We start from the raw sequence: 18,194 nt of genomic DNA on the forward strand, positions 1-18,194 counted from the left end.
CAGATGCTATAATTAAATAGGATACTTATCGATTAATGTATTGTCATGCAGAGATACTGGTTCGGGGATATAACAGATGGCGGGGAATGCATACCATTCTCACGGGAAACCAATGAGCTTATAGAAAGGTGCAGATCGCTTGAGCCTGAGATGGATAATTTTGTCCCGGTTGAACCGGAGACAGCAGTTGAGTGCGGTGTTTTCTCATCCCGTGAGGATTACATCGCGGAGCTTCGTAAGGTCACCGCTGCTCTTGCCCGCGAAAAGATAAGTGAATATTACAGCTCCGGGGATATCGAACTCATCCAGATGGTCCGGATGCTCAACGAACTCGACCACGTGATAAACCTCCTTGTCGAGAGAGGAATGGAGTGGTATATAGTAAAGAACCCCGACTTTTCGAGAAAATACAAAAATATGAACCAGAAGAAGGTAATCGGAATGATGAGGCGGCAGAAGAGATCCGGCCTTTCATCGATTGCTGCAGAGATCGACGCCCTCTCTGATAAAAGAACCCGCCTGATGAAGGAGATCTCAGGAAAAGCTGTAGAAGTGGCCCCCAACTGCAGCGAGATCGTCGGCGGCCTTGTTGCTGCACGCCTGATCTCCTCTGTCGGAGGGCTCAGGGAGCTTGCATTCCTTCCGGCCTCTGCGATACAGGTTACCGGGGCTGAGAGTGCACTTTTTACGCACCTTAAAGGCGGAACCCCCTCTCCCAAGCACGGGATAATCTTCCAGCACAGGCGTGTCCACAACGCCGATAAGGCGGTAAGGGGAAAGGTTGCGAGGGTAGTTGCCGGCAAACTCGGTATTGCCGCCAGGATAGATTATTTCAGGGGCGAAGCGGACGTGGAGTTTCTCAAAAAGGCACAGGAGAGGATCGATGCTGTCTTTGGCGGAGCCGGAGGCGATGTCGAATGATCAGGATCGGCAGTGTTCTGGTCTCCGAAGGAAAAGGCGGAGTCTACGGCGAGAAGATGCTTAAGGGATATCGCGTATGGGATCCGTACAGGAGTAAATTCGCCGCACTCGCCAGAATATATGATGGCATCGATCTCGAAAGCGGCTGGGATGTCCTTTATCTTGGGGCTGCGAACGGCACGACCGTATCCCATTTTGCAGATTATGTCAGGACTGTATATGCAGTAGAGTTTGCACCGAGACCTATGCAGGACCTGATCGAAGTATCCGATAGGAGAAAAAATATAGTCCCCATAATGGCCGATGCGACCCGGCCTGTCGAGTATGCAGCCTTTGTGAGCGAGGTCGATATGATCTACCAGGATGTCGCCCAGCCTAACCAGGCCGAGATTGCCGTTTCAAATCTCCCGTTCCTGAAAAAAGGCGGAACTCTTGTCCTCATGCTCAAGACGAGGAGCGTGGATGTATGTGAAACTCCGGAGAGCGTCTTCGAGGATTCCAAAACAATTATCGAGTCATCCGGCCTTGAAATTGAATTTTCTTGCTGGTTGAAGCCATATCATAAAGACCATGCATGTATTGTCTGCAGGCATGTATGAACTGCAGGTAGGTTTATGAAACGCCTGATCTACCTGACCCCGTTTTCACTCCTTTTGATAGCGGCACTTGTTGTAATCCTTATTCTGATGATTCCCCTCCTTTTCCTCGGACTCATCGGGAGTGCATTTTCGAAACTGGGCTTCGGGCTGGCAGGAATATTATTGATACTCGTTGCAACGATCGCAGGAAGTTTCTTCAATATTCCAGTCATGAGGATCAAATCGGACCCTGAAGTGATCCGTGTTCCCCACGGCCGGTTGATGGACTTCAGGTACCGCCCGCAATTTTCCGGTGGAATCACGATAATTGCCGTAAATATAGGTGGGGCAGTTGTGCCTTTTCTGGTTTCTACATATCTTCTTGCAAGGGTATTCATCTTCCAGGAAAGGTCTGGTATCCTGTTTTCATCGCTGGCCGGAATTATGATTGTAGCTGCAGTTTCATATTTTGTAGCAAAGCCCGTTCCCGGAGTTGGGGTGGGAATTCCGATTTTGATCCCACCGTTGTCCGCTCTTATCTGCGGTCTGGTGCTTTCATTCGGGATTTCCGGGGCTGCTCCGGTGATTGCCTATGTAAGTGGAACTCTCGGGACGCTTATCGGTGCAGATCTCCTTAATCTGCGGAAAATGAGTTCCGTCGGTGCGGATATGGTGTCGATAGGTGGTGCCGGAACGTTTGACGGTATTTTCTTAACTGGAATAATAGCAGCTCTTCTTGCCTAAAACCGAAAATTAACTGATAAATCCTGGTCTTATTTTTTAATTTGAGATCAAAAACAAAAGAAAGAATAGTCCGGAGCAGATTCGAACTGCTGTCGCAAGATCCAGAGTCTCACATGATTGACCGCTACACTACCGGACTAATTAATTGTGCCATTACATTTTTGCTGTAAGTATTAATTAACCTGACGAATCAGGTCCGGGGGTGATTCCGGTTCATCAGCATTGGTCTGTGTTCTTGTCGTATTTTCTATCATGGGGGGGTGTCTCAAAGTGCCATACAAATAATTGCAGAATTATTTTTTTTATAGAAATACTCTGTTCTAATGGTTTATTTTTTAATTTCATACTCTTTATCCCAGCGCATTTAATATCTATTGGGAATATATGATTATATAATGAAACTAAGGCTGTAAATTCCGGATTGCAGTGATTACTGTTTGACGAAATGCAGTTGCCTTATGATGGTCGTTTCGGCCGGGTTTTCAACCACCTCCAAAAAATGTGAAAATAAGGGCACTCTGTCTCTCAATTTTAGTGTCTTTATATTACGCCTTTCGAGTTTTCAACCACAAAGGATATATTATGTGTTCCACAAATACTGCTATATATTCCGTCGTTCGGAGTATGGGGCAAGGTGAATCAGTATTCGGCATCTGTCGAAATACGATTGATTGCCTGATCCTTGAAAAGGAATTATTTAAGGAGGTTTAAATGACGAAAAAATTTGCATTAGCACTGGTTTCTCTAATGGTGCTCGCAGCAATGGCAGTAGGTTCAGCATCTGCAGGAGTATATGCTCCGAACATTACTACCGGCGATGTGATATTCGTTGGAGAATCCGGTCTTAACATTGCACCTGCAATGGGAAACACATCTAAGCTCGCATGGTTCGCATCAGGTTCAACTGCATCAACAGATCAGCCTGCGATTGTATACTCTGTAGGCGACAACGGATCTTTCTATGTAAATCCGGGAATGTTTTCAGCATATGAAGGCTCATGGTACAACTATACCGGTGCACAGCCGAATGGTGCAAGCCTTGCTTTCTATGTATACGTGCCAACTCTGGACATTTCAATTTGGGACGTTACTGATGATGAAGTAACCGATGTCACAGGAAAGAAAGTAATTACGGGAGACAATGTTACATTACGTGTCGACAGCAATATGTATTCGCTGTTTTCCCGTAATGATGCTGGCTCCGGCATTAACTACTCAGCAGGTATCGACCTCAACGTTATCACACCCAGCGGGGCAACTCTCGTTCAGCTGATAAACGCTTCCGGTAACTCTACCACAATTACAGGTGTTAAGCCATCATCCTCTCAGTATTACCTGATTTCCGAGGCGGCAAAACCCACATCCGGTACTCAGACACCCTGGCAGCTTAGCATAAGCAGGTACTCTGCCGGAACATACCAGGTAGTTGCGAAGTCTAATGTCAACGGAATGAAGGACAACCTGGGTGAAATCACCGGAGAGACAGTTTCCGAGACTGGAACCATTGAGCTGGATAAGGATACCGTTTCAATTACAGCTGATAAAGAGACTGTTGTCCGCAACAATGACTTTTCAGTAACGATTGATGGTAAGCCCAGCACGAAATACTATGTCTGGATCTCAGGCACGAATTCATACAACTATGGTAATGGCTCGGGCGATACAGTTACCGCTGACATCCCGCCACAGTTCCAGACTGGTCAGGATGATGTAACCTTCCTGAACAACAACATCTCTGCGGAAATCAACACAGGCCTTAACTACACATACAAGAGTAATACAAAGATGTACTCTGACGTGGCAAACAACAGGTCAGACGTTGGATCTACCGCGACAGTAGATAACCCCTATGCTGTAGAAGCAAAGACCGGTAAAGATGGTACAATCACAATCGGTATTACAACTGCTCCCAACACAAAGGCAGCAACATACACTGTCCGTGTAGAAAGTGAGACCGACACCCAGCTTTACGAGACCGTTAAGGTTACAGTCGAGAAGGGATCAGTTACGATTACAGCATCCGGCGACGGTTCATATTATCTTGGTGAACAGATCACATTCTCCGGTACTGACACCGATTCAGATTATGTCTATCTGTTTATTACAGGACCTAACCTTGCAGACAACGGTGCAAATCTTGCTACACCATCGGTTGCAGTAGTCAATGAAAATGCAAGCTCATTTGTAAGCAAGGCTGTAAACGTTGACAATACATGGGAGTACAAGCTTGAGACTTCTACGATAGGTCTTGATGCAGGTACATACACTGTATATGCAGTCAACGGACCTTACGACAAGGATCACCTTTCTGGAACAAAGTATGACACCGTTTCTATTGTTGTCAAGAAGCCGTTCGTTACAGCAACAGTTTCAGCATCAACAGTCGCAAAGGGTGACAAGCTTTACATCCGCGGAACAGCAGAAGGCAACCCCACACAGGGTGTAGCAATCTGGATCCTTGGAAAGAACTACTGGAACGGAGAGGCTACCAACAGCGATGCAATGGTAACCGAGACCGTCAATGACGATGGATCATTCGAGTATGAGTTCGGAAGCGGAGACACGAAGAATCTCGCAAGCGGACAGTACTTCGTAGTCGTCCAGCACCCGATGTACAACGACGAGTTTAACGTCTTCACATCCGGTACTAACCCAACGTATGTTGTAGAAGCACCTGTCGCAAGTGCTTACTCTGCGACCACCAACACTGGCTACAACTCAGAATTTGTAATCTGGGGCGGAGACAACAAACTTCAGGGATCCGATGCAGCAGAGGCACTTATAGAAATGATTGACTCGGCTGATATCGATGATACATACACGAAGCTCACATTCCTTATAGAAGAGCCCTGGATCAGGATCAACACAGTCGGAGACCACTACGTTGGTGACTCATTCACAATTTCGGGTACAACCAACCTCGCAGTCGACGATGACCTTATTGTTGAAGTAACATCCTCATCATTCACAGCGACACAGAAGTCACAGAGCGGAGAATTCTCCGGACAGTCTGAGACCGTAAAGGTCGTTGCAGGTTCAACCTACAACGAATGGTCGATGGATGTAGATGCATCGTCATTCAAGGCAGATGAGTATATTGTTAACGTTGAGTCTATCGAGACTACAGCAACTGCAACAACAACATTCAACATCCTGACACCCGGTCCGTCGACACCTACACCAAGTGCAACTGCGACGTCCGGACCTGTAACAACAACTGCAACTGCAACCCAGGCAACACCAACAGAGACAGCAGCACCCGGATTCGGAGCTCTTGTCGCACTGATTGGACTTGGCGCAGTAGCTGCACTTGTTCTCAGGAAAGAATAAACTCATCAAATTTTTTTTTCTTTAAATTAAATTCAGGATTTATTCAATAACATAAAATTCTGAGATATGAATTTTATATTTTGAAGAAACATTTTTTTTATATTAAGTCTAAATTAGAAATATGGATAATAAACGAATATTTGCAGCCTGCTTTATCTTCTTTATCCTGCTTTTTCTGATACCCCCGGTTTCAGCCAGCACAACAACTCTTACAATAACTGTAACTGATGATTATGATGGCTCAGCAATAGAAGATGCTTCTATCTATATTGCAGGGACTTATGTTGGAGAAACGGATTCTGATGGTGAATATGAATATACCCATTCCAAGAGTGAAAAATTCAGGGTGACTATTAAAAAAGACGGATATGACTACTGGACAGATATGGTGTCATATACCAGAACTTCACTGGACGTTAAACTTGAAAGAGCGAGCGGATCTTTAACAATAAATATTCTGGATTCGGATACTCTCAAACCGATAGAGGATGCAATTGTTAAGGTCTCTGGAGATGACATAGATGACAGTGAATCGACGGATGACGATGGTTCTGCTGAATTTTCGGTTTACACGGGTTCAACGTATATCGTAGTTGTCAAAAAGGACAATTACAATTCCATTGAAAGGGAAGTCGAGATGGACGAGAGTTCAATGGACGTAGACTATCTGCTCCAGAGAAACGATCGTGTAATATTTCAGGTCACCGAATCCGAGAGCGGACTTCCGCTTGACGGAGTCTCAGTGTATATAGACGGCGATCTTGAAGGTGTAACAGACAGTGAGGGTCGTCTGAACGTATATCTGGATCATGAGGAATCTTATTATATCGAGATTAAGGTTGATGAATATCAGTCTTACACAGACACTCACTATTTCGGCATCGATGATATAATATATTCTGTTTCGATATCAAAGACGCTGTACCCGGTTTCAATAGCCGTATATGACTCCAACAAAGTTCCTATTGAAGAGGCAGAGATTTATATCGATGACATTTATTTCGGCAAATCCGATGATTACGGCCAAAGCGACGTCACAAATCTGAATGCCGGCGAACATACCTTCGAAATAAGGAAGACCGGCTATTCTGACTGGGAGGAGACAGTTCTAATCGATGGAGTGGGTGATAATATTGTCGCTACTATGGAGAGCATCCGGGCTGATGTCACCGTAGTCGTAGAAGACAGTAATCATAATGCCATCTCCGGTGCATCCGTAATTCTTGACGGAAAAAGCATTGGATCGACAAACTCACAGGGTACTATTACTACAGAGCTTCTGACAGATTCGGATTATACATTTTCGGTTACTAAGGACGGTTATAAAGACTTAACACAGACTGAAGACGTGCCTTTAGGCAGCACTGAGATGACAATAACACTGACAATGGAGAGCTCATTCAATACCGCACTTTTAGGCGGAGTCGTTGTGCTGATAGTTATTGTCGTAATTGTGGTATATGCCCTGAAATTTGTAGGAAAGAGGGATAGAAGAGGAAGGGGGAGATATCCCGGCGGCAGAGACGGAGGAAGTCTCTGATAATTGAATTTATTCATTTTTTTAGAATATCCTGAAAATATATTTCTTTTAGGCTACCGCTTTTTCGGTTTATTTTCTTCTGTTGAAAGCAATATTCAGGTATATATACCTCTGCAGAAGACTAACAATGATATATATAACCGGGGATATTTGAGATGGGGTTCAGGCGGGGAATATGGCTGCCAGCCATAATTATAATGTTGTTTTTTTTTGTTTCCACGGTCTATGCTCTGGATTCTGATGAAATAACGATAGTATCCGATAAAGACTGGATGACTGCGGGGGGCGATCCTGCTGTAATCGAAGTCATTGTGAGCAATACGTCCGTTTCAGTTCAGAGCGTTGAGTTTGAGGCTTATATGGTCGTTGATGAGGAAGAATCGGGTGGAAACATAAGTCTCCCGTCTACAACTGTTTCATATCCTGTTTCTGTTGGTAATGCAACCCCTTCAACAGATACGGTTTCTCCATGGAAAACTGATTTTTATTGTGAAAAAAGCGGAATTGCCGATATTCAGGTAACTGTAAATTATATTGCCGACGGTTACGCCGACTCACTTACAAAGGAATTCCCGCAGAAAGTAGATCATGCTTCAATGTATTCTTTTGCATCCGTTGATTACGATTATGAGGCCACTGTAAACAGTATCGTTCCGATCACAATAAGTGCTGTAGACAAATACGGGAACCGTATTGACAGCAAAAAAGAGGAGGATGTGGGGGGAACATCCGAATCATTCGAACTTATCTCTAGTCCCGAGACTTCGGAATTCTGGGATGGTTCCGATTTCACCAGTAATATCATTGATGTTTATGTTAATTCGACAGGATATGCGGAAGCTCTCTTCCGCATATCAGAGATCGCAGGGACGAATCTCGTAAATATAGTCCCTTCATCGGGCATTGACTCCAAAATTCTGACTATCACCAGTCTGGCAGACGCCGAACCAGTAGATATAGTAGTTACAGTCAGTCCGGCCTCCGGAGATCCCCCGTATCAGCCTGCAGACGGGGAAAGCAAATTCTATATTACCTACCAGTTGATTGACCAGTGGGGCAATCCTTCCGGAAACAGGCAGCTGTACATAGAGCCGACCGATCCTGATGAATCTGCATTTTACAGGGCTTCAAACTCCTCAGGAAAGATTGAGATCTCCTATGGTCCGCAGGAGATCAAGGGAATTTATTCTCTTATCGCAACTTCTGTAGATAACTTGAGTATTTCCAGGGAGACTGATCTCGAATTCGTAAGCACAGATCCGACGGATATGCTTCTTACCGCTAATCCACAGGTAATGCCGAGCCATGATGTGGATACTGCCTTCACGTCGGAACTTCGTGCCAAGGTAATCGATGAGAAGGGAAATCCGGTAATGGGGGAGACTGTAACATTCTCGATAATAGACGGTGAATATCCTGATTCACAACTGGCCGTCCCGTATCTTGAAAGCATCTCGGCAGTATCTGATCAGGATGGTCTCGCGGTAATTAATTTTGTTCCCGGAACTTTTGAGACAGACTGGGACGCGACTGACTATTCAAAACTGGCCAATGCGTCCTGCCAGGTGCGTGCACAGTGGAATACGACTGTCCGGCAGATCGATCTCGAATGGAAGAACTATCCATACCTGACTGTAAAAACTAATGTAACTCCTGAAACAGTAGCCGTAAACGATACAGTTACCGTAACTATTCAGCTTATCGGCGACGGGTGGGCGCTCCAGCCCGATCCTATTGATGTGATGCTTACTGCCGATCGGTCGGGCAGTATGCTGAGAGATTACCCTGACAGGATGGTCTCTCTTATGGACGCACTGGAAGATTTCGGGATCGAGATGAAGGAAGGATGGGATCGGCTGGGGCTGGTCTCATTCGGAACTTACGGTAATGCGGATATCATAGATTATGGTAACAGGTACTGGGCGGGGTATGATAATTCATATTCCGATGATTATGAATATATCTCCGAGCACTATGCTGGAAACGATAAGAACTATAACGATTATGCAACTATCGATCTTGAACTGACAGAGGATTTTTCAGAATATAATACTGAAGTCAAGGCTCTTGTCCCGGATGACGGAACCCCGATGAGAAAAGGCCTGTATTATTCTATAAAGCATCTCCGCGATAACGGTAGGGATGATGCCGTGAAGGCTGTCGTAGTCCTGTCCGACGGTGATTATAATTACTACGGTGACCCCCTTGCAAGAGGGTACGGGGGTACAAAATGGGACTGGAGTTCTATGCAGAATAATTATTACACTTTCAGCGATCTCAATTATCCAGAGCAGGATATGAGAGTCTTTGCAAAAGACAATGGCATAAAGATATTCTCAATAGCATATGCAGACGGGATCTCATCGGCAGGCAAAGCAGTTCTCCAGAGTCTTGCCGAGGATACCGGTGGGAAATATTATTATGCACCATCCGGAGACGATCTGAAGGAGATCTATGAAGATATCGCAGGTGAGCTGAAAGAGGCGGCAGGTGTGGATACTGCTATGGAACTGATGTTCCAGGATGTAGAGATCAACAATCAAACCGTCTCCAATACGGGAAGTGACACTGTTCTTGAGTATGTTTACGATCCAGAGATCTCAACTCTCATAGAGAACCGATACGGCAACGGAACATACACCTCTGAAATTGTGGACCAAAGTGCGTGGTGGGCGGAGAACAAATCCCTGTATTTCGGTGTTGGTACTGTCTACCTGAACCAGACCTGGCAGGCTACTTATGTTCTTAAGGTAGAAAAAGCAGGAAACATCAACTTGTTCAATGATTCCTCATATATAACGTTCAATAATGGTACTGATACCCTGAAGCTTCCTGATACGTATTTCACAGCCGTTGCGGATTTAAACTCGACAGGAGTTAACTTCACATCCATGGATGTCTCAAATTTTGAGATTACAAGTACCGACACCGATCTAATCCATCTCAGGTGGACCCTTGATTATACCGGTACATACTCTGTTTCCCAGGAACTCAGTTATCACAGGCAGGGTGACGAAAGCGGCTGGATTCATTTCAATACTATGGATGATGTCTCCGGGCCGGTCTCATCTCTTTCCCAGGAATCATCATTTGCAATTCGCGATCTGCCGCCGGGGAATTATAATATCAGGCTCACCGCTTCCGCACCCGATACGGCAGATGATGTTGAAGAGTTGAGTACTATAGTTGGATCCTCCGTGGATGCTTATATAAAGCTGGAATAGCGGAAAATAGATCAATAAAATCAACCAAAATCCCTTTTTACCGGACCAACACGATTTGCAGATTATTCGTTTCATCTTTCATTTCATTATCAATGAATTAATCCGTGATTTTCCCGGTCTCGCCGATAAAGTCCTTCATTGTTTTAATCTACTGTCTTTATAATAGAAAATGATCAACACTTTTAATAATAACAAGGGGGGTACTTTGGACTTTCCCGATAGATCTCTGCCTTCTTCAGGCAGTAGCAGATGATGAAAACATGGCGCCGCTCTCCATAATTTATATCGACGATGATCCGCATCTTTTAGAATTTGGCAAATCCTTTCTTGGGCAAAGTGCGGAGTTTTCCGTTAAAACATTCACTTGCGCTTCTGAGGCGGCAGGTGATCTGCTCTCCGGGGAACATGCCGATGTAATTATCTCGGGATCTTTGGATGGAATCAGTATATTCCATACCCTTCGACAGCACGGGATTACAACACCTTTCATTCTTTTCACAGGTGACGGGCGCGAAAATACCACAATCGATGCATTGAACGGCGAAACCGTCTTTTATGTCCGGAAAGTGGGGAGTCCCGAACAGCAGTTCGCTGATCTAATCAAGGCGATCCTGCGCGCTACCGGTAAAGGTACTGGAGAGACATACGAAAAAAACGCGGAATTGTACAGATGGTTATCAGAAAATGCGCCTCCCGAAATTATGGAGAACCTCAATGAAGTATTTTATGTCCTGGATATAAATGCCACCGTCATCTATGTATCGCGGAATATCAGATCGATATCCGGTTATTCTGCTTTCGATGTGATCGGGCGATCCTATGTTGAACTTGTCCACCCCAATGACATAGACGGGAGGCTTTCCCAGTTCTTTTCAAATCTTTCCGGAAGCAACGAAGCAACAGAATATCGTTTTCTCAAAGCTGATGGCAGTTCTGCCTGGGTGAAGACGGCTGCCCGTCCGATATTCATTGAAGGTCGCGTGATCGGGATTCAGGGCATTCTTACAGATATAACCAGCCTGAAAACGATGGAAAAGGCATTGCGGGAGAGCGAAGAGCAGTACCGCGACCTTGCAGCGAATGCACCGATCGGTATACTAACCTGCGATACCCAGGGAAACATCACTTACATAAACCAGCGCGGTCTGGATCTTATCGGATCTCCGGGGGAGGAGGAAACCCGGACAGTCAACCTCCTGGAATTTCCATCTTTGATCAATATCGGATTTTCAGAGATGCTTCTGAAATCCATAGATTCAGGTTTTTCCATTCCTCCGTTTGAAGGGGAATATTGTAGCAGGTGGGGAAAAAAAGCCTACTATCGTGTACATATATCTCCAATTATCGACCAGGAAATTGTCACAGGAGCCAGGATTATCCTGGATGATATATCCGAGCAAAAAATATCCGAGATCGCTCTCGATAAAGCAAACAGGAAACTTAAACTTCTCTCTGAGATCACCCGTCACGATATCCTGAACCAGATCATGGTGGTCCAGGGATACACCGAATTTGCAGAGGAGCTGAGTGTCGATACCGTTCAGACGGATTATCTCCGGAGGGTAAAGGATGCGGCGGCAGCCATCCGTCGTCATACCGAGTTTGCAAGAGAGTATGAACGACTGGATGTGGAAAAACCGGTCTGGCTCTCACTGGATGATATCGTTGGGAAGATGGATGATTCGCCAATTCCCATTATTTACGACTGTTCTGATATCTCGATCCATGCCGATCCGATGGTGGAGCGCGTCTTTTTGAACCTGATGGACAATACCGTCCGCCATGCCGACGGGGCTACCTGCGTGCGGATCGGGTATTCAAAGGCAGGGTCAGGCCTCCTGATAACTTGGGAAGACGACGGCTCCGGTGTCCCTGAAGACCTGAAGGAGCGAATTTTTGATCGTGGTTATGGGAATAACACCGGTTTCGGTCTGTTCCTCGCACGGGAGATCCTCGGGATCACAGGTATTGAGATCACAGAGAAAGGCGTACCGGGTGATGGAGCGAGATTTGAGATCCTTGTGCCTGAAGGCGGGTACAGGTTGACAGGTCAATAAAAAAATTCTTAAAAAGGCTTTTATCATTTTTTAAAGCGGATCCAGCGGGAATTGAACCCGCGTCTTTGGGTTCGAAGCCCAAAAGGATATCCTCTACCCTATGGATCCATTGACACTACTGGTTGGTTCTTTTTTGGGAAAAAGTTTTGTTAAATTTGATTTAACTGAACATTTCAGCTTTGAGCAGGTCCGCTCCGCATTTGATCAGCTTTTCTATGGCCTCGTCTATGCGATCCACCCTTAGTATAAGGACAGCAGCCTCTTTTCCGGAGTAGGCATAGGAATATTCAATATTGATCTCCGACTCCCCGAGTATCTTTGCAATGTCAAAGAGACCGCCCGGCTTGTCCTTCATCCTGACCGCAATTACATCGGTAAACGAGACCATGAAACCTATATCAGCCAGTTTTTTAAGAGCTGCTTCAGGTTTGTCTACAAGCAGGCGAACGACTCCGAAGCCTTTCGCCTCAGCAATGGAAAATGCGAAGATGTTAATCTTTTCATCCTGCAGCGCTCTTGCTATTGCGGCCAGTCTTCCCGGCTTGTTCTCGGAGAATACCGAGATCTGCTTTATGATATGGTCATTCTTTTTCATCAGTTCATCCTCCTGTCGATTACACGTTTTGCCTTTCCCTCGAATCTTGGAAGTGATCCCGGTGCGGCAAGTTCCACCCCTACGCTGACGTTGAGCGAGTTCCTCAGGACATGTGATACATTGCGGCGGATCTCGTTTATATCTTCTACCTTGTCCGAGAACGCCTCGGGATTCATCTCAACCTGGACGAGCATCTCGTCGAGTGCCCCTTTCCTGTCCACTATGATCATGAAATGACCGGAAACTTCCGGAATTCCGAGAAGTGCATGTTCAACCTGCGACGGGAATACGTTTATTCCCCTGATGATCAGCATGTCGTCAACACGACCCTGGAGCCTGTCGATCCTCGGGTGGGTCCTTCCGCAGGCGCAGACCTCGGTGTTCATCGAGGTAATATCTCCGACCCTGTAGCGGATCATCGGGAGTGCCTCTTTCTGGAGGATTGTCATGACAAGTTCGCCCTTCTCGCCGGGCTGGAGCTGCTCGCCGGTATCAGGATCAACAATCTCCGTATAGGCGATATCTCCCCATATGTGGATCCCGTTCTGCTCTGCACAGTCGCAAAACATCGGCCCTGACATCTCGGAGGTTCCGAAGATGTTGTGGGCCGTGATGCCCATTTTGTCCTCAATATGCTTTTTCATCTGCACCGACCACGGTTCTGCACCGAGGACGGCCGTCCTGAGATCGGTATCTTTGTCGATCGAGACACCCATCTTATCGGCAACCTCCCCAATGTGGACCAGGTAGGATGGGGTACTTGCGATTGCCGTGACCCTCAGGTCCTGCATAAGCTCGATCTGGCGCTCGGTGTTGCCTACGCTTGTCGGGACGACGGTGGCGCCGACTCTCTCCGCACCGTAATGAAGTCCCAGTCCTCCTGTGAACAGGCCGTAGCCGTAGGAGACCTGCATGACATCCCCGCGTCCGATTCCGCATCCGGTAAGCGCTCTTGCAAGCGATGTAGTCCAGATCTCGAGATCGTTCCGGGTGTAGCCGACGACCGTCGGTTTCCCTGTTGTTCCTGAGGAGACATGGTATCTTACCAGTTCGTCCTGTGATGCAGTGAAGATCTTGTCGGGGTAGTTGTCTCTCAGGTCGCTCTTGTACATGAAGGGCAGTTTTTTGACATCATCCAGTGACCTGATATCATCCGGGTGAACGTTGTGTTCCTTCATCCTTTTGTGATAGAAATCCGAGAAGCTGTAGAGCCTGTATACAAGCGTCTTCATCCGTTTGTACTGAAGTTCTGCAAGCTGCTCTAAGGGTATCTCCTCAATTCGCGGGTCCCATTTCAAATTGAATCACCTCTCCTGTCAATTACGCGTTTCGCTTTTCCCTCAAATCTCGGGAGTGAATCATGTTCAACAAGGTTTACTTTTGTTCTGAGATTAAGTGTCTCTTTTAATGCGTGAATAATTTTTTTCTGAATTTTCTCGAGATCCTTTAATTCGCCCGAGAAATATTCCTTCTTGATCTCGACGTCTATTGTCATCTCATCGAGATGGTTTATCCTGTCGACGTAGACCATGAACTGGTCGCCTACTTCGGGGATTGATCTTAAGACATGCTCTATCTGTGAGGGGAATACGTTGATACCTCTTATTACGAGCATATCGTCGCTTCTTCCTGTGAGGCGGGCAATTCTCGCTCCTCTGCCGCACGGGCATTCGTCGTCGAGGATACAGGTGATATCGCCGGTCCTGTACCTGAGAAGGGGCATTGCCTCCTTGACGAGCGGGGTTACGACCAGTTCGCCGCGTTCGCCTGGTCCGAGCACCTCTTCAGTTACAGGATCAATGATTTCGATAAGATAGCAGTCATGCCAGAAGTGAAGGCCGTCTCTCTCCGGACATTCGAATGCAGCGCCGGGCCCGTACATCTCGCTCATACCGTAGGAGTCGTAGGCCGTGACTCCGAGCTTCTTCTCCAGGGTTTTTCTTGTATTTTCCGACCATGGTTCTGCGCCGAAGAGTCCGGTTTTGAATGTTTCAAGCGTAGTTCCCATGGCTTCCGCAACTTCGGCAAGGTGCATTGCGTAACTCGGCGTGCAGTGGACTGCCGTTACACCGAAATCGTCGATCATTTCGATCTGTCGTTTTGTATTTCCTGTCCCGCTCGGGATAACGGTCATTCCTATCTTCTCGGCGCCGTAGTGGAAACCGAGTCCGCCTGTGAATAGTCCGTAATTGACTGCATTCTGGAACGTGTCTTCGTCGGTCAGGCCTACCATCGTCATGTTTCTTGCAATAAGCTCGGACCAGTTATCAAGATCCTTTCTTGTATATCCGACGACCGTGGGCTTGCCGGTAGTTCCCGAGGTTGTGTGGATTCGTATGATCTCTTTTTTCGGGACGGCCATGAACCCGAACGGGTATCCCCCCTGCAGGTCTTTTTTTGTAGTAAAGGGGAGTTTAGATACGTCGGTTATTTCATTGATATCATCCGCGGAGACATTCTTTTCCTTCAGGACTGCTTTAAAAAAGGGGACTTTCTCAGCCTGCCTGATAGTCTGGCGGAGCCTTTTGACCTGAAGGTCTTCAAGGGCATTTCCGCGAAGCGTCTCCATCTCCTTGTTCCAGAACATTTTCTTCCAAGTATGGTACGCTATGGCATGGCATGAAGGTTTGGAATTGTGCCTTTTGATATAATTACAGAGTACCGAATTAGGTAAGTTTTTTCAATATGGCAACCCTTGCGCAGTTCGCTCCGCGAACACGCCCTGACCTCAGGGCTTTGCGCTGGCGATAAGCCGGCCTTCGGCCGAAAAGAAACGAATTGAGTTTAATAACATCTCCCGATTTTCACAGAGGTGGAAAAAATTTTCAGTGGAGAAAAGGGGATGCCTGTCCATCCCCTTTTCGACTTATCGCTATCAGGGGGTGGGTTCATAAGGGAGGGGGACTTGTTCCCCCTCCCTCTAGAGATTTCTCCCTTTTCAAAAAAAATCAGTGACCCTGGGTTCCCGGAACAGCGAACTTCTTCTCCAGCATTCCCGCCCCGACTGTCGTAATGGTTACGAGCACGAGGTATATTGCGCCGACGAAGATGAAAGTCTCTGTATATGTGAAATACTTGGTTGCGATCAGTTTTCCCGCTCCGGTCAGTTCAACCAGAGTCAGCATGTACGCAAGAGAGGAGTATTTGATCAGGTATATGAACTCGTTCGATAGCCCGGGGATCGCTCTTCTTAATGCCTGCGGCATGACAATGTGGAATATCGACTGGTACTTCGTCATTCCTAGGGAGCGTGCCGCGATAATCTGTCCTTCCTTGACGGATTTGATCGCCCCCCTGATGTACTCCGAATTGTATGCCGCATTGCACATGATAAAGCCGATAACTGAGGCCTGGAATGCCGTGAATGTGATTCCAACCGAAGGAAGCGTGAAATATAATATGAACAGAAGAAGCAGGAGCGGACAGCCCTTAACGAAAATAGTAAAAGCCTTGCACAGGAACGATGTGCCCTTTCCACCGTATGTCCTTCCGACAGCAACTCCTATTCCTGCAAGGAGGCCGAAAGGAGCCGAAACTACGATAAGCTGGAGCGTGACAAGCAGTCCGGTCCAGAGCGCCGGAAGAAGTATGTCTACGGTGAATGCAAGGCTGTCCATATTCTTTCTAGTCCCCTTTCATCCCGAGACCGCCGATGAACTTCTTCGTTCTTGAGATCTCTTCGCCTTCGAGGAGGTCCTTCGGGCTCCCCTCTTCGACGATATTTCCGTTCTCCATGAACAGAATTCTGTTTGCGACGTTGCAGGCAAAACCCATCTCGTGCGTGACCACGAGCATAGTCATGCCCTCCTGTGCGAGCTTCTTCATAACCTCGAGAACCTCTCGTGTAAGTTCAGGGTCAAGTGCTGAAGTGGGTTCGTCAAACAGAATTACGTCCGGGTCCATGGCAAGCGCACGTGCGATTGAGACCCTCTGTGCCTGTCCGCCCGAAAGTTCGGCAGGGTAATGATCCGCCCAGTCCTCCATCCCTACCTGCCTCAGTTCGTAGAGCGCTTTCTCTCTCGCTTCGTCAGGTTTCATTCCCTTGACTTTAATCAGGGCGATCTCAACGTTCCGGACCGCTGTTAAGTGGTCGAAGAGACAGAAGTTCTGGAACACCATCCCGATCTTCTGCCTGAAGTAGTTGATTTTCGACCCGGAGTTGGTTACCTCTTCGTCTCTGAGGAACACTTTCCCCTGTTCGGGAACGGTCAGCTGGTTGATGCACCTCAAAAGCGTGCTCTTTCCCGTGCCTGAAGGTCCGATGAATACAAGTGTCTCGCCTTTTCTGACATTGAATGAAACACCCTTCAAAACCTCCATATTCCCGTACTTCTTGTGGATGTCCTCCACTCTCAGGATATATTCATCGTTGCTCATAGGAACACCTGGTTTTCGTCTCCGCTTCCGGAAAATCCTGGAATTGCAACCTTATTTTCAAGTATAAGAAGTCCCTTCATCCCCGCATAGTTGAGAATTATGAAGATGGCTGCGCATACCAGATATATTGCATATTCATATGTCTGCGACGCGATCTGCGAACTTCTTGTCAGGAGTTCGGCCACACCTATAGCATAGCATACTGCAGAATCGGTGAGTATATTCGGGTACTCGTTCGACCACCCGGGAAGAGCGATCCTAAACGACTGCGGCAGGATAACATTTCTAATCGCGGAGAGCTTTGTCATCCCCAGCGATCTTGCAGCGGTCATCTGTCCTTCGTTTATTGACTGGATGGCACCCCTGAATATCTGCGACTGGTAGGCCGCACCTCTCAGGCCTAAAACGATTGCGCCGACGAAGAATGGGGCGAGATCGCCCATCCCGAGAAGAGGGAAGATTCCGAAGTAGAACAGGAATAAAAGAACAAGAATAGGAAGGCCCCTGAAGAACCAGACAAAGACACCGATAAAACCCTTCAGGATTCGGTCGAGCCATCTGCTTCCTGTACTATACACCTGGCCTATTGCCATGGGAAGTCCAATAATCATCCCCATTCCCAGACCGACGGCAGTAAGGCCGAGAGTAACAAGAATGCCTGAGAGTAGGTAGGGTGACCAGTCGATAAGAATTGATATAATATCCATGTGGTATTCCCTTGAGAGCAGACAGGGGTATATTCCTGCAGTGTATCTTTGCCTGCATTTTAAACTTAATCTGTATTTATTCTGCCGATCTTAAAATACCGTGAAATATAATTTTAATTCC

The 18,194-nt window shown here is 46.8% G+C and carries 13 protein-coding genes and 2 tRNA genes; 7 read left to right on the forward strand and 8 right to left on the reverse strand.

Features of this window, described 5'->3' with window-relative positions; translation table 11 throughout:
- Positions 1-45 precede the first annotated feature (45 nt).
- Genes METPAY_RS10600 through METPAY_RS10610 form a run of 3 tightly spaced genes read left to right on the forward strand, consistent with a single transcriptional unit; the run spans position 46 to position 2,243 of the window.
- Positions 46-921 (forward strand): NOP5/NOP56 family protein, encoded by an 876-nt coding sequence (locus METPAY_RS10600; protein WP_048152292.1) that lies wholly within the window; start codon positions 46-48, stop codon positions 919-921.
- Positions 918-1,520 carry a fibrillarin-like rRNA/tRNA 2'-O-methyltransferase gene (locus METPAY_RS10605; protein ID WP_048152296.1) on the forward strand — a complete coding sequence of 201 codons (603 nt, stop codon included), beginning with the start codon at positions 918-920 and terminating at the stop codon, positions 1,518-1,520. The genes METPAY_RS10600 and METPAY_RS10605 overlap by 4 nt, the downstream gene beginning before the upstream one ends.
- Positions 1,521-1,535: 15 nt before the next feature.
- Complete coding sequence (locus tag METPAY_RS10610) at positions 1,536-2,243, forward strand: DUF1614 domain-containing protein (protein WP_048152299.1); 708 nt, start codon at positions 1,536-1,538, stop codon at positions 2,241-2,243.
- A 66-nt stretch (positions 2,244-2,309) separates the two neighbouring features.
- Here METPAY_RS10610 and METPAY_RS10615 read toward each other — a convergent pair.
- Positions 2,310-2,382, reverse strand: a tRNA-Gln gene (locus tag METPAY_RS10615).
- Positions 2,383-2,954: 572 nt separating this feature from the next.
- Between METPAY_RS10615 and METPAY_RS10620 the strand changes: the two genes are divergently transcribed.
- From METPAY_RS10620 to METPAY_RS14325, 4 genes are all read left to right on the forward strand, one after another.
- The gene (locus METPAY_RS10620) at positions 2,955-5,573 is read left to right on the forward strand and encodes an MEMAR_RS02690 family S-layer glycoprotein (protein ID WP_048152302.1); all 2,619 of its coding nucleotides are present in this window, start codon (positions 2,955-2,957) and stop codon (positions 5,571-5,573) included.
- Between the two features lie 121 nt (positions 5,574-5,694).
- A complete protein-coding gene (locus METPAY_RS10625) occupies positions 5,695-7,113 on the forward strand; it encodes a carboxypeptidase-like regulatory domain-containing protein (protein WP_048152305.1) in 1,419 nt (472 codons plus the stop codon).
- A gap of 197 nt (positions 7,114-7,310) precedes the next feature.
- Positions 7,311-10,337, forward strand: a complete 3,027-nt coding sequence (locus METPAY_RS10630; RefSeq protein WP_169743665.1) for a VWA domain-containing protein — start codon at positions 7,311-7,313, stop codon at positions 10,335-10,337.
- 260 nt (positions 10,338-10,597) lie between these two features.
- On the forward strand, positions 10,598-12,394 hold the full coding sequence (locus METPAY_RS14325; RefSeq protein WP_052418782.1) for a hybrid sensor histidine kinase/response regulator: 1,797 nt from the start codon (positions 10,598-10,600) through the stop codon (positions 12,392-12,394).
- A 36-nt stretch (positions 12,395-12,430) separates the two neighbouring features.
- On the opposite strand, the gene METPAY_RS10640 is transcribed toward METPAY_RS14325, so the two are convergent.
- From METPAY_RS10640 to METPAY_RS10670, 7 genes are all read right to left on the reverse strand, one after another.
- A tRNA-Arg gene (locus METPAY_RS10640) sits at positions 12,431-12,502 on the reverse strand.
- 52 nt (positions 12,503-12,554) lie between these two features.
- The gene (locus METPAY_RS10645) at positions 12,555-12,989 is read right to left on the reverse strand and encodes an ACT domain-containing protein (RefSeq protein WP_048152312.1); all 435 of its coding nucleotides are present in this window, start codon (positions 12,987-12,989) and stop codon (positions 12,555-12,557) included.
- The gene (locus tag METPAY_RS10650) at positions 12,989-14,287 is read right to left on the reverse strand and encodes a phenylacetate--CoA ligase family protein (RefSeq protein WP_048152316.1); all 1,299 of its coding nucleotides are present in this window, start codon (positions 14,285-14,287) and stop codon (positions 12,989-12,991) included. Before METPAY_RS10650 ends, METPAY_RS10645 begins: the two co-directional genes overlap by 1 nt.
- Positions 14,284-15,576, reverse strand: a complete 1,293-nt coding sequence (locus METPAY_RS10655) for a phenylacetate--CoA ligase family protein (RefSeq protein ID WP_048152317.1) — start codon at positions 15,574-15,576, stop codon at positions 14,284-14,286. Before METPAY_RS10655 ends, METPAY_RS10650 begins: the two co-directional genes overlap by 4 nt.
- A 361-nt stretch (positions 15,577-15,937) precedes the next feature.
- A complete protein-coding gene (locus METPAY_RS10660) occupies positions 15,938-16,606 on the reverse strand; it encodes an amino acid ABC transporter permease (RefSeq protein ID WP_048152320.1) in 669 nt (222 codons plus the stop codon).
- Between the two features lie 7 nt (positions 16,607-16,613).
- Positions 16,614-17,366, reverse strand: a complete 753-nt coding sequence (locus METPAY_RS10665; protein ID WP_048152323.1) for an amino acid ABC transporter ATP-binding protein — start codon at positions 17,364-17,366, stop codon at positions 16,614-16,616.
- Positions 17,363-18,073: an amino acid ABC transporter permease gene (locus METPAY_RS10670; RefSeq protein WP_048152326.1), complete on the reverse strand. Its 711-nt coding sequence runs from the start codon at positions 18,071-18,073 to the stop codon at positions 17,363-17,365. Before METPAY_RS10670 ends, METPAY_RS10665 begins: the two co-directional genes overlap by 4 nt.
- Between the last annotated feature and the right edge of the window lie 121 nt (positions 18,074-18,194).

This window comes from Methanolacinia paynteri (assembly GCF_000784355.1).
Taxonomy (GTDB): domain Archaea; phylum Halobacteriota; class Methanomicrobia; order Methanomicrobiales; family Methanomicrobiaceae; genus Methanolacinia; species Methanolacinia paynteri.